The sequence below is a fragment of the Nonomuraea sp. SBT364 genome (genome assembly GCF_001083785.1).
Taxonomy (GTDB): Bacteria; Actinomycetota; Actinomycetes; order Streptosporangiales; family Streptosporangiaceae; genus Nonomuraea.
The window spans coordinates 26,474-37,619 of the sequence record NZ_LAVL01000079.1 but is presented as its reverse complement, the minus strand read 5'-3'; the positions used below and the strand labels follow the sequence as shown (position 1 = coordinate 37,619).

The window sequence follows — 11,146 nt, the reverse complement described above, 5'->3', positions numbered from 1 at the left end:
TCCTGGTGCTGGCCGGAGCGGCGGGCGTGGCGGATCGGGTGGCGGAGGGGCCGCCCGCGAGGGCCACGCCCACCACTCCGGCCAGCACCAGGAGGACGAACGCCACCATGATCCGGGCCGCCGCGGCGGATCGCCGGACGCCGGACAGGTTGAGCGCGGTCAGCACCACCACGGCCCCGACGGCCAGCGGGCGGGCCAGGCCGGGGGCCACGTAAGCCCCGAAGGTGAGCGCCATGGCCGCGCAGGACGCCGTCTTCCCGACGGTGAAGCCCCACCCGGCGAGATAGCCCCAGAACGGGCCGAGGCGTCGCCTGCCGTACACGTAGGTGCCGCCGGACTCGGGGTAGAGCGCGGCCAGACGCGCGGAGGAGGTCGCGTTGCAGTAGGCCACCAGGCCGGCCAGCCCGAGCGCGGCGAGCAGCCACGTGCCGGCCGCCTGCGCCGCCGGGGCGAAGGCCGCGAACACCCCCGCGCCCACCATCGCGCTGAGCCCGACGACCACCGCGTCGCCGGTGCCCAACCGTCTAGCCAGCCCTCCGGCCACCCGCCCTCCTCATGTCCGGAGGCCACTCTGCACCATCCGGCCGACACTTTCCCGTCGCGCCGGGGTACGCCCGGGAAAGAGCGGACGACCGCCCGGCGTCCGGCGTGGGTCCTCCGGGAGAACGCCCGGCGCGTGCCGGAGAAGAGCGCCCCGGAGCCCCGCCGGGTGTGGGCGTTGACGGGCTCCGGGGACGGTTCAGGCCCCGGACTCCGGGCCGGGGACGACGAGGACGGGACGCCGGGAGTGGTGCAGGACCCGGTCGGAAGTGCTGCCCAGCAGGATCGAGCGGACCCCGCCGAGCCCCCGGGTCCCGGTGACGATGAGCTCGACGTCCAGTTCGTCGGCCGTGTCCACGATCGTCGCCCAGACGGCCACCGCGTCGGACGAGCAACGGGGGGTGGCGTCCAGACCGGCTTCGGTGGCGAGGGAGGCGCCGTGCTCGGCGAGCTCGCGCATGGCCTTGCCGATGGCCTCGTCCTCGGCGGCGGAGTTGTCGATCGTCATGATGAGCCCGGCGGACGCCCGGGCGGAGGTCATCGCCAGCCGCTCCCACACGGTCAGCACCACCGCGTGCCGGCCGGGGAACATCTTGCCGGCGAACGCGATGGCGGCCTTGGAGTCGTCGGAGCCGTCGTAGGCGATCAGGATGGTCATGCCGGTTACCTCCATACCAAGTGTCAGGCTCCCCCTCTTACCGAAGGGGAGCCGTTCACTCCTGGTACGGGAGGTCAGGCCAGGGCGGGCACGCGGCGGGCGGCGGGGCTGAGCATCGACAGACCGGCCAGGGCCAGGATGCCGAGCTCGGTGGCGACCACGACGCGCTGGATCAGCCCGGCGGGGAAGTCCTCGTTGGACAGCGGGATGCCGAACATCCGCACCACGTACGGGATCACGACGGCGACCAGGGCGAACAGCGCGATCATGCTGAGCACCCGGACCGCACGGGCGTAGCGGATGCGCCCCCTGGCCAGCAGCAGCCCGGCCGCGGGCATCACCAGGAAGGCGACGAAGGCTGCGTAGCGGTGGATGCCACCCGACAGCGACAGCGGGACGCCGGGCGGGTCGGTGGGGAACGCGCCGATGAGGAACATGCTCGCGCCCCACACCAGCAGCAGCGCGACGACCCGGTGGCCCGCCCCGGCCCGGCGCATGGCCTCGGCGATCAGCGTCGAGCCCATCGCGAACAGCGTCAGCGACAGCGGCAGCAACCAGCCGGCCGCCTGGAAGGCGTACTCGCTGATCACCGTGTGCATCGGGTCCAGCCCCGCCTCGGTGTGCAGGGCGAACATGGTGCCGGCGCCGGTGCCGATGGCCGTGAATCCGCTGACAAGCAATCCCCTCATGCACTTAAAAGTCGCGGAATCCGGCCTTGAGGAGTATCGGAGATCGCCCCCGGCGGGCCCTGAGGAATCCCCTACTACTTCGGACCTAATACCCCCGTCAGGGTCGCGATGACCTGCGCGGATACCGTCCTTGGTAGGGCTTCCCCCCTCAGGGAGGGTAGGGATTTGACTTCGAGCGCACTCTAAGGGGAACTCTGGAGACATGACGATCCAGGAGGCCGCGCAACGGTCGGGCCTGAGCGCTCACACGCTGCGCTACTACGAGCGCATCGGGCTCATCCACTCGGTCGGCCGCAACGCCAGCGGGCACCGCGACTACGCCGAGCAGGATCTGGAGTGGCTGGCGTTCCTGACCAAGCTGCGCACCACCGGCATGCCCGTCGCGGACATGTGCCGTTACACCGAGCTGCTCCGGAGGGGCCCGGAGACGATCGGGGAACGGCGGGCCATGCTGGAGCGGCACCGCGCGCGGGTCAGGGCCAGGATCGCCGAGCTCTCCCAGGACCTGCTGGCCCTGGACTACAAGATCGACATGTACAGGGGACAAGAATGAACAAGCGCACACTCGGCACCGGCGGCCCTCAGGTCTCGGCTCTCGGGCTGGGCTGCATGGGGATGTCGGAGTTCTACGGCAAGGGCGACGAGACGGAGTCCATCTCCGTCATTCACCGCGCCCTCGACCTTGGCATGAATTTTCTCGACACCGCCGACATGTACGGCAGCGGGCACAACGAGGAACTGGTCGGCCGGGCCATCAAGGGCCGCCGGGACGAGGTCGTGCTCGCCACGAAGTTCGGCGTGAACCGCGCCGGAGGCGGCCGGACGATCGAGAACAGCCCCGACTACATCCGCGCGGCCTGCGACGCCTCGCTGCGCCGTCTCGGCGTCGACCACATCGATCTCTACTACATGCACCGCCGCAACCCCGACGTGCCCGTCGAGGACTCGGTCGGCGCGATGGCCGACCTGGTGGCGCAGGGCAAGGTGCGTCACCTCGGGCTGTCGGAGGTGAACGCGCGGACGCTGCGCGAGGCGGCGGCCGTGCACCCGATCGCGGCGCTGCAGAGCGAATACTCGCTGTTCACCCGCGGCCTGGAGAGGGAGATCCTGCCGGCGGCCCGCGAGCTGGGCGTGGCGCTGGTGGCCTACTCCCCGATCAGCCGCGGCTTCCTCACCGGCACCTTGCCGCCGGCGGACGAGCTGCCCGACGACGACTTCCGCAAGTGGATGCCGCGCAACACGGGACAGAACGCCGCGCACAACGCCACCATGGTGGCCGAGGTCACCAAGATCGCCGAGGCGGCCGGGGTGACTACGGCGCAACTCGCCCTGGCCTGGGTGCTCGCCCAAGGGCAGGACGTGGTGCCGATCCCGGGCACCAAGCGGCTGCGCTACCTGGAGGAGAACGCGGCGGCCGCGGCCATCGAGCTGACCGGCGAGCAGCTCGCCGCGCTGGAGCGGGCCGTGCCCGCCGACGCCGTGCGCGGCGACCGCTACGCCGACATGACCTACCTGGAGGCGTGACCGGGCAGGTCGAAGTAGGCCCGGATGGTCGTGGCGCCCGCCCGGGTGTGCACCCGCACCAGGTCGCTCAGCAGGTTGACGATGAGCAGCCCGCGCGACCCGGGCACGCGCGGATCGACGGGCGAGCGCCCGGCCAGCGGGTCGGTGATGTGCCCGGTGTCGCTCACCTCGCAGACCAGCCGGTCGTCGGCGCGCCACACGCGGATCAGGCCGGAGCCGCCGCCGTGGTCGAGGCTGTTGGCGCTGAGCTCGGCGACGACCAGCCGGATGTCGTCGAGCCGCGCGTCGGCGAAGCCCACCTCGGCGCCCACCTCACCGGCGAGCAGGCGGGCCGCCGCCAGGTTGCGCCGGTCGAAGCGGAGCGCGACGTGGTCGCCGGGCTCGTCGAGCGGCCGGTTGTGCCCGTCGACGACCGCCTGCGGCGCGTACAGGTCGCTGACCCGCTCGCCCGCCCCGTCACGCAGCACGGGGTGGGTGAGCCACGCCTCGCGGATGACCTCGGCGTCGAGCCCGTCGAGGTCGTACGGGCACAAAATGGTCACCCGCCTGCCCCGGAACGCGTAGTTGATCAGCGCCTCGTGCTGGGCGCACGCGGGGTATTCGGTCGCGCTGCGGCCCGGCCAGATCGGCTCGCCGATGATCCGCACGTGCTCGTCGGGATGCCGGTCGGCGAAGTCGCGCAGCACCCCCGGGATGATCCGGCCCGGGTTGCGCCCTTCCCGGGTCATGTCGAGCATCAGCACGCGCGCGGCGTCGGCGCCCAGCGTGTGCTCGATCAGCTCCAGGTTGCGCCGTGGAACGGAGACGGCCACGGGCTCCCCGGCCGAGAGGCCCTCGCGGATGAATGCGGTCGTGGCAGCCGCGTATTCCCGGTCGCCTCTGTAGAAGAGTGCCGGGTGCACGAACGGATCTGCCAACATCGCCTTTCCACGCTACCTGTCGTTGGTGTCATCAAGGCCGACTGTTGGGTAGCTATTCAGTGTGAAGAGACTTCAGATCGTACAGCGGCCCCGGCCCCCTCGCCGCCCGCTCCCCCTCGATCTGCGTACCCCCGCAGGCCGTCCGCTCCCGTTCTGACCGATGCGACCCTATGCTCAAATCATGTCGGAAATGCAGATCCGCGCGTCCGACGCGGATCGGGAACGCATCACCCAGCAGTTGCAGCGCGCCTTCACCGAGGGCCGCCTGGACCAGCTCGAACTGGAGGACCGGCTCGAACTGGCGCTGAGCGCCAAGCTGCACGGCGACCTGATCAAGATCGTCGAGGACCTGCCCGCCGACGCGCCCCCGGTCGACGACGTGGTCGTGCTGGAGACCAAGCACGACCAGCTCAAGCGCACCGGCGACTGGGCGGTGCCGCGGCGGCTGCGGGTCGTCTCCAAGCACGGCGGCGCCCATCTCGACTTCAGCGAGGCGGTCGTGGCGCATCCGGTGATCGAGGTCGAGCTCGACCTCAAGTACGGCTCCGCCAAGATCGTGCTGCCGCCGGGCGCATCGGCCAACGTCGACGGGTTCCGCGCCACGTACGGCAGCACGTCCACCGCCGACGTGCCCGGGCGCCGGCGGCCGGGCACGTTGCACGTGGTGGTGACGGGCGAGAGCAAGTACGGCCAGCTGACGGTCCGCTATCCGCGCAAGCGCTGGTTCACCCAGTCGTGAAAGGCGGAGATGTGGTGCTCGCTGGGCACCAGCACGCCGCCCTTGGTGTAGGCGCGCGACGACATGCCGAGCTGCGTCCGCTCGCAGGCGTCGAAGTCCTGTTCGTTGACCCGGTGGAAGAGCTCGGCGGAGCGTGACACGTCGGCCCCCGAGGCGACCACGTCGGGGTGGTAGAGCCAGTCGCACTCCACGATCGTGCGGTCGGCGGCCAGCGGGAACATCCGGTGCACGATCACGTGGTCGGGCACCAGGTTGACGAACACCTGCGGCTTGACGGTGATCGCGTAGTAGCGCCGGTCCTGCTCGGGGGCGACGTCGGGCAGTTTGCCGAACCCCGCCCCGCCGTCGACGGTGAACCCCTCGGCGCGCTGCGCGAACTCGGCGCCGTGCCCGACGTAGTACTGCGCCGCGTACCCTCCGGCGAACTCGGGCAGCACCGCCGTGAGCTCGGGGTGGATGGTCGCGCAGTGGTAGCACTCCATGAAGTTCTCGACGATGAGCTTCCAGTTGGCGCGCACGTCGTAGCGGACGCGGCGGCCGACGGCGAGCGTGTCGGCGTGGTAGCGCTCGATGGCGGCCGGGTCGCCGAGCCGTTCGGTGGCGGCGTGCGTCACGCTCTCCTCGAACGGGGGCGGCTCGTCGGCCAGGCAGATCCACGCGTACCCGAGCCATTCGCGCAGCGCCACCGGGACCAGCCCGTAGGCGACCCGGTCGACGTCCGGCATCCTGGCCAGGTTGGGCGCGGCCGCGAGCGTGCCGTCCAGGTCGTAGGACCAGGCGTGGTAGGCGCACCGGATCGTGCGCCTGACCTCGCCTTCCTCCTCCAGGCACAGCCGCGCGCCGCGGTGCCGGCAGACGTTGAGGAAGGCCCGCAGGCAGCCGTCGCGGCCGCGCACCACGATCACGTTCTCCCGCCCCGCCTGGACGGTTCGGAACGCGCCCGGCCTGGCGAGATCGCCGGATCTGACCGCGCAGAACCAGAGCGATTCGAAGATCAGCGCCTGCTCGCGGGCGAACACCTCGGGGTCGGTGTAGGAGCGTCCGGGCAGCGTGGAGATCAGGCTCGATGTGCTGGTCAACAGACACTCCTTGTTGCGTAATACGCACCGAGTTGCCCTATATGCGAAATAGTCAGCTCGGCCTAGGAGGCTGTCAAGAGGTAGCCGCTGGCCCACCGGAGCCACCGGGTGTAGACGCTGGTCGCGAGCCTGCGGGGGATCAGCCGGGCCAGGATCTCGTGCCGGTTGGTGAACTCGGTGCCCGCCAGCACCGCCGACCGGCGCACCAGCCTGGCACGGGCCCGCTCGTACGCGCGCAGGTCGCCGGTGATCGAGCCCGCCAGCAGCCACGCGTCCTCCAGCGCCTGGTTGGCGCCCTGGGCCATGGCGGGCGGCATGGTGTGCGCCGAGTCGCCGGCCAGCGTGGTCGGCCCGTGCCCCCACACGTCCGGGATCCGCCACGTGTGGTGCGGGAAGAACTCGGGCTCGGTCATCGTGGCGAGGATGCGCGGCACCGGATCGGGAAAGCCGCCGAACAGCCGCCGCAGTCTCCCCACCGGATCGGGATCGTCGCCCCACAACGGCCGCCCGGGGCCCGTCCGCACGTCGAACCACCACAGCAGCCGGCCACCGCCCGCCGGGATCAGCCCGCACATCCCATGCCGGCCGGGGATCATGACGGCCCGGCCCGCGCCGGTGAGCGCGGTGGGCTCGGTGGCGAACCCCTGCCAGGTCGCCCAGCCGCTGAGCCGCGCGGGATCGCCGCCCAGCATCGCGTGCCGGACCGCCGACCGGCGCCCGTCGGCGCCCACCAGCACGTCGCCGCGCACCGTACGGCCGCCGGCCAGCCGCGCCAGCGCCCTGCCGGGGTCGACGCCCTCGGCCGCGGCGCCGTACGTGACGGGCACGCCCTCGGCGAGCAGCCCGACCAGCTCGCCGCGGGCCACGTGGACGGTGGGATGGCCGTACGCGCGCTCGGCGTCGGTGAGGTCGGCCGCACTGAGCACCCGCCCGCGCGTGGACCAGGACTCCAGCGTCTCCAGCCGCCGGCCGGCGCCGGACAGGTCGACCCCGAGCCCACGCAGGATCGCGGTGCTGCCCGGCCAGAGCGAGACGGACCCACCGGCCGTGCGCGGCTCCGGGGCCTCCTCGTACACCTCGACCTCGTGCCCGCCGCCGATCAGCCCGCGCGCGAGCGCGAGGCCCGCGACACCCGCCCCGATCACGATGACCCTCATATGACACCTGTCTCGATACTTCGAAGACAGATACCCGCTTTTACATCGGCTTGATATCGATGATGCTAGTGGGGTGCAAGCGGTGGTCAAGGTTCGCGCCATACTGTCCCCTCGTTCCTACACCTACGAAGGGCAAGACCATGACTCCCCCTCGCCGCATCGCGATCGCGATCGCGACGCTCACCCTTGCCGGCCTCACCACCGCGTGCGGCGCGATCGGCACCGCGGTCGACTGCAACAAGGTCGCCAGCGAGGTCACCACCATCCTCAACGGCGTCACCACCGCGATGGCCAGCGCCGCGACCGACCCCTCGGCGATCGAGAAGGCCAGCTCCGAGGCTGCCGGCAAGGTCAAGACGCTGGCCGCCGACTACGACGGTGAGCTCCGCTCGGCTCTCGACGACATGGCCGCCGGCCTGGAGGGCCTGAAGGCCGACGCGTCGAACCCGACGGCCCTGATGGAAGCCGCCACCAACCTCCAGAGCTCCGCGACGAAGATCCAGAGCGCCTGCAGCTAGCACGTTCCCCATGAAATCGGTCTAGTCTTGCTGCCCGTGACGGGCGACACGCTGACGGGGCGGGCCAAGGTCCCCGCCGCGCTCTCCGGTTTCATGACCCGGTTCAAACCCTGGCTGAGGGGGCACCGCCTGCGGGTCGGTCTCCTCAGCCTGGCGTCGGCCGTCGCGTACGCGGTGATCGGCCTGGTCGAGCTGGCCACCTACCGCACCAGCACGTTCGACCTGGTGATCCTCGATCAAACCGTCCGCAACTACGCGGCGTTCCGGCTGCCGTACGCGCCGGTCCTCGGTGCCTTCCACGACCGGGGGCTGGACTATCTGCAGCTCGCCGACCACTTCTCGCCCGTCTACGCGCTGCTGGCGCCGTTCTACTGGGTGCACGACGGGCCGGCCTCGCTGATCGTCGCGCAGGCGCTGCTGTTCGCGGCGGCCATCCCGTTCATCTGGCTGTTCACCCGCCGGATGCTGGGGGCCGGCCCCGCCTATCTCGTCGCGGTGGCGTACGCGCTGTCATGGCCGGTGGCGCAGGCGGTGGCGTTCGACGCGCACGAGGTCATGTTCGTGCCGCTGCTGACCGCCGTCGCGATCGAGCGCTACCACGCCGGCCGGGACCTGCCGGCCTTCGCCGCCCTGTTCACGCTCCTCCTGGTCAAGGAGGACATGGGGCTGATGGTGATCGGCTTCGGCGCGTACCTGTTCTGGCTGGGCGACCGCTTCCGCGGCGTGTGCTGCGCAGCGGTCGGGCTGGGCGGGGTGCTGCTGACCCGCGGCGCGCTCGTCCCGATGCTGGGCGGCGAGCCCGCCGACTTCTGGGCCTACAACCATCTCGGGCCGGACGTGCCGAGCGCGGTGCTGACGCTGATCCGCGATCCGCTCGGCGCGCTGCTGCTGCCCTTCAGCGAGGAGGCCAAGGTCGACACGCTGTTCCTGCTGGCGTGGCCGACGTTGCTGGTGTGCCTGCTGTCGCCGCTGACGCTGGTGGCGCTGCCGCACGTGCTCGAACGCATGCTGGCGGACCGCCACCTGTGGTGGCAGGCGGACTTCCAGTACAACGCCTTCACCGTGGCGATCCTGTTCTGCGCGGGCGTGGACGGGCTGGCCAGGCTGCTGCGCCGGCTCAAGCGGCCCGGCGACCGGTCGCTGACGCTGGCCTGGGCGGTGGCCGTGTGCGCGGTGGCGGTCACCCTGGTGCCCAGATTCGCCCTGGACCAGCTCTACCATCCAGCGTTCTACGAGGGCGACCCGGTCAAGACGGCCGCCGCGGAAGCCGCCGTCGCCCGCGTGCCCTCGGGGGTGACGGTGGAGGCGGCCAACTCCGTCGGTCCCGGCCTGACCGATCGCGCCACCGTGCTGCTGTGGACCGGCCGGCCGCAGGGCGCGCCCTGGGTGGTGGCCGACACGGCCCGCTGGGAGTTCCCGTTCGGCACCGCCGAGGAGCAGGTCGCCCAGGTCGGCAGGCTGCTGACGGAGGGCTACACGAAGGTGTTCGAGCGCGACGGCTACGTGGTGCTCAACCGGGCGTCATAGCCTCCGGGGCGCTCAGGTGCTCGGCGATGGCGACCTGCCAGGAACGCAGGTGGTCGGCGTAACCGTCGGCGAAGCCGCGCAGCTCGCGGGCCCCCTGCGGGGACAGGGCGGTGAGGTCGTAGACGACCTCGGCCGTGCTGCCGCCCCGGGTGTCGTCGGTGACCGTCACGGTGACGGTGCCGGCCCGGGAGCCGGGGGTGACCCTGGCGTAGCAGACGCGCCTGCCCTCCTGCCGGTCGACCACGATCCAGGTGGTGCGCTCGCCGTGAGTGTCGGTCTCGAAGACCGTGCCCGGCGCGCAGTCGTCGTCGGACGGCATCGGGAAGCGCGGCCGCCAGCCCCTGACCCACCGTTCCTCGCCGCGCGGCGTGAACAGCAGGAGCGCCTCGGCGGGCGGCAGCGGCACCGCGACCAGGCCGCTCAGCGAATACTGCACCCCCGTCACCGGTCCACCAGCCGGTGCGCGTCCTCGGCGGTCATGGTGAGGCCGTAGACGGACTTGAGCTGGCCGATCTTGTCGAGCGTCTCGGGCGAGAACGGCGCCCGCCCCTCGAAGGCGTGCAGCGTGATGCCCTCGACGAGGTCGCCCAGGGACATGTCGAGATATTCGGCCAGGCCCTTGAGGACCTTGAGCAGGTTCTTCTCCACGCGGAGCCCGGTCTGGGTCCGCTCCGCTGTTACCATGGTAACAATATACCTCAAACCGGGCGGCCGGTCGCCTGCGCATAGGCGTGGTCGAACCCTTCCAGGACCACCGGCCAGGAGCCCGCCGCCGGCGGGGTGGCGCGGTTGTGCCGGGTGATCCGCTCGCGCAGCGCGGCGTCGGCGCAGAGTTCGGCCACCGCGCCGGCCAGGGCGTTCACGTCGCGGCCGAGCAGGCCCTCGGTCCCGTGGCTGACGAAGTCGGCCACCCCGCTCTGCGACCGCGCCACCACCGGCAGCCCGGCGGCGCGCGCCTCCAGGGCGGCGATGCCGAACGACTCCCGTGGCGCCGGCGCCACGAACACGTCGGCCGACTCCAGCACCTTGGCGATCTGCTCGCGGGTGTAGCGGCCGGGCAGCGACACCCAGCCGGTCATGCCGTGCCTGGCCAGGTAGCGCTCCATCGAGGCGCGGGCCGGGCCGTCGCCGACCACGGTCGCGCGCAGCGTGATCGCCGCCGGGACCCGCGCACGGGCCAGCTCCAGCAGCTTGAGCAGGCGTACCGGATGCTTGCGCGGGGCGAGCCTGCCGACCGCGACGACGTGCACCTCGCCGCGGCCGTCCGGAGGGCTCCCGGCGGGGAAGCGCCGCCAGCCCGACAGATCCAGTCCGTTGGACACCACGTGCACGGGCACCCGGGAACCGGCGACCGCGCGGATCGGGGCCGCCGCCGCGTTGCTCACCGTGGTGGCCACCAGGTCCCACCGCTGCCACCCGTACGCCAGGCCGAGCAGCCGGTAGAGGGCGCGCGTGACCGGGTCCCACATGCTGTGCACCGTCACCACGCACGGCAGCCCGAGCCGGACGGCGGCGCGCACGCCCTGCCAGGCGAACGGCGAGACCGCCCCCAGGTGCACGTGCACCACGTCCGGCCGGGAGCCGGCCAGCCGGCGGGTGAGATGCCTCACGCCCGACGGGTGCACCGGCAGGTCGAACGGCACGCGGGCGACGATCCGGTGCACACCGGGCAGCGCCTCGCCCCGGGTGGCGGTGGCCAGCTCGACCTCGTGTCCGGACTCGCGCTGCATTCGGACGAGATCGGCGACCTGCACCTCGATTCCCCCGAGTCTCGGCAGGTAACAGTCACTCACGT

14 protein-coding genes are annotated in these 11,146 nt (G+C 71.8%); 5 read left to right on the top strand and 9 right to left on the bottom strand.

Annotation, left to right across the window (positions count from 1 at the left end; genetic code table 11):
- From ADY59_RS28815 to ADY59_RS28805, 3 genes are all read right to left on the bottom strand, one after another.
- A partial coding sequence (locus ADY59_RS28815) for an amino acid permease (RefSeq protein WP_197093912.1) occupies nt 1–481 on the bottom strand: 481 nt, incomplete at its 3' end.
- 258 nt (nt 482–739) lie between these two features.
- The gene (locus tag ADY59_RS28810) at nt 740–1,198 is read right to left on the bottom strand and encodes a universal stress protein (protein ID WP_049568297.1); all 459 of its coding nucleotides are present in this window, start codon (nt 1,196–1,198) and stop codon (nt 740–742) included.
- A gap of 74 nt (nt 1,199–1,272) precedes the next feature.
- A complete protein-coding gene (locus ADY59_RS28805) occupies nt 1,273–1,887 on the bottom strand; it encodes a DUF998 domain-containing protein (RefSeq protein ID WP_197093910.1) in 615 nt (204 codons plus the stop codon).
- Nucleotides 1,888–2,089: 202 nt separating this feature from the next.
- Between ADY59_RS28805 and ADY59_RS28800 the strand changes: the two genes are divergently transcribed.
- Both ADY59_RS28800 and ADY59_RS28795 read left to right on the top strand, forming a co-directional pair.
- Nucleotides 2,090–2,440 carry a MerR family transcriptional regulator gene (locus tag ADY59_RS28800; protein ID WP_049568288.1) on the top strand — a complete coding sequence of 117 codons (351 nt, stop codon included), beginning with the start codon at nt 2,090–2,092 and terminating at the stop codon, nt 2,438–2,440.
- On the top strand, nt 2,437–3,411 hold the full coding sequence (locus tag ADY59_RS28795) for an aldo/keto reductase (RefSeq protein WP_049568285.1): 975 nt from the start codon (nt 2,437–2,439) through the stop codon (nt 3,409–3,411). The genes ADY59_RS28800 and ADY59_RS28795 overlap by 4 nt, the downstream gene beginning before the upstream one ends.
- Here ADY59_RS28795 and ADY59_RS28790 read toward each other — a convergent pair.
- The gene (locus tag ADY59_RS28790) at nt 3,396–4,331 is read right to left on the bottom strand and encodes a sensor histidine kinase (RefSeq protein ID WP_049568281.1); all 936 of its coding nucleotides are present in this window, start codon (nt 4,329–4,331) and stop codon (nt 3,396–3,398) included. The genes ADY59_RS28795 and ADY59_RS28790 overlap by 16 nt on opposite strands.
- Before the next feature lie 181 nt (nt 4,332–4,512).
- Here ADY59_RS28790 and ADY59_RS28785 point away from each other — a divergent pair, with 181 nt between their 5' ends.
- Entirely contained in the window at nt 4,513–5,070 is a 558-nt protein-coding gene (locus ADY59_RS28785) for a DUF1707 SHOCT-like domain-containing protein (RefSeq protein WP_231618940.1), read from the top strand.
- Here ADY59_RS28785 and ADY59_RS28780 read toward each other — a convergent pair.
- Nucleotides 5,037–6,149 carry an aromatic ring-hydroxylating oxygenase subunit alpha gene (locus ADY59_RS28780; protein WP_049568278.1) on the bottom strand — a complete coding sequence of 371 codons (1,113 nt, stop codon included), beginning with the start codon at nt 6,147–6,149 and terminating at the stop codon, nt 5,037–5,039. The genes ADY59_RS28785 and ADY59_RS28780 overlap by 34 nt on opposite strands.
- Before the next feature lie 62 nt (nt 6,150–6,211).
- Nucleotides 6,212–7,306 carry an FAD-dependent oxidoreductase gene (locus ADY59_RS28775; protein WP_049568275.1) on the bottom strand — a complete coding sequence of 365 codons (1,095 nt, stop codon included), beginning with the start codon at nt 7,304–7,306 and terminating at the stop codon, nt 6,212–6,214.
- 140 nt (nt 7,307–7,446) lie between these two features.
- Between ADY59_RS28775 and ADY59_RS28770 the strand changes: the two genes are divergently transcribed.
- Nucleotides 7,447–7,824: a hypothetical protein gene (locus ADY59_RS28770; RefSeq protein ID WP_049568272.1), complete on the top strand. Its 378-nt coding sequence runs from the start codon at nt 7,447–7,449 to the stop codon at nt 7,822–7,824.
- Between the two features lie 36 nt (nt 7,825–7,860).
- Nucleotides 7,861–9,351, top strand: coding sequence for a DUF2079 domain-containing protein (locus ADY59_RS28765; protein WP_231618939.1), 1,491 nt, complete (start codon nt 7,861–7,863; stop codon nt 9,349–9,351).
- Here the strand turns inward: ADY59_RS28765 and ADY59_RS28760 are convergent.
- From ADY59_RS28760 to ADY59_RS28750, 3 genes are read right to left on the bottom strand one after another with little or no spacing between them, the layout of a single operon-like run.
- Nucleotides 9,335–9,796, bottom strand: coding sequence for a hypothetical protein (locus ADY59_RS28760; RefSeq protein WP_049568267.1), 462 nt, complete (start codon nt 9,794–9,796; stop codon nt 9,335–9,337). The genes ADY59_RS28765 and ADY59_RS28760 overlap by 17 nt on opposite strands.
- Complete coding sequence (locus ADY59_RS28755; RefSeq protein WP_049568266.1) at nt 9,793–10,035, bottom strand: hypothetical protein; 243 nt, start codon at nt 10,033–10,035, stop codon at nt 9,793–9,795. The genes ADY59_RS28760 and ADY59_RS28755 overlap by 4 nt, the downstream gene beginning before the upstream one ends.
- A gap of 14 nt (nt 10,036–10,049) precedes the next feature.
- Complete coding sequence (locus ADY59_RS28750; protein ID WP_082310486.1) at nt 10,050–11,144, bottom strand: glycosyltransferase family 4 protein; 1,095 nt, start codon at nt 11,142–11,144, stop codon at nt 10,050–10,052.
- Between the last annotated feature and the right edge of the window lie 2 nt (nt 11,145–11,146).

Excerpts from the sequence above, each read along its gene's own strand:
- ADY59_RS28795 (WP_049568285.1), top strand. The coding sequence starts at position 2,437 with ATGAACAAGCGCACACTCGGCACCGGCGGCCCTCAGGTCTCGGCTCTC.
- ADY59_RS28755 (WP_049568266.1), bottom strand. The coding sequence starts at position 10,035 with ATGGTAACAGCGGAGCGGACCCAGACCGGGCTCCGCGTGGAGAAGAAC.
- ADY59_RS28805 (WP_197093910.1), bottom strand. The coding sequence starts at position 1,887 with ATGAGGGGATTGCTTGTCAGCGGATTCACGGCCATCGGCACCGGCGCC.
- ADY59_RS28785 (WP_231618940.1), top strand. The coding sequence starts at position 4,513 with ATGTCGGAAATGCAGATCCGCGCGTCCGACGCGGATCGGGAACGCATC.
- ADY59_RS28810 (WP_049568297.1), bottom strand. The coding sequence starts at position 1,198 with ATGACCATCCTGATCGCCTACGACGGCTCCGACGACTCCAAGGCCGCC.
- ADY59_RS28790 (WP_049568281.1), bottom strand. The coding sequence starts at position 4,331 with ATGTTGGCAGATCCGTTCGTGCACCCGGCACTCTTCTACAGAGGCGAC.
- ADY59_RS28775 (WP_049568275.1), bottom strand. The coding sequence starts at position 7,306 with ATGAGGGTCATCGTGATCGGGGCGGGTGTCGCGGGCCTCGCGCTCGCG.
- ADY59_RS28770 (WP_049568272.1), top strand. The coding sequence starts at position 7,447 with ATGACTCCCCCTCGCCGCATCGCGATCGCGATCGCGACGCTCACCCTT.
- ADY59_RS28800 (WP_049568288.1), top strand. The coding sequence starts at position 2,090 with ATGACGATCCAGGAGGCCGCGCAACGGTCGGGCCTGAGCGCTCACACG.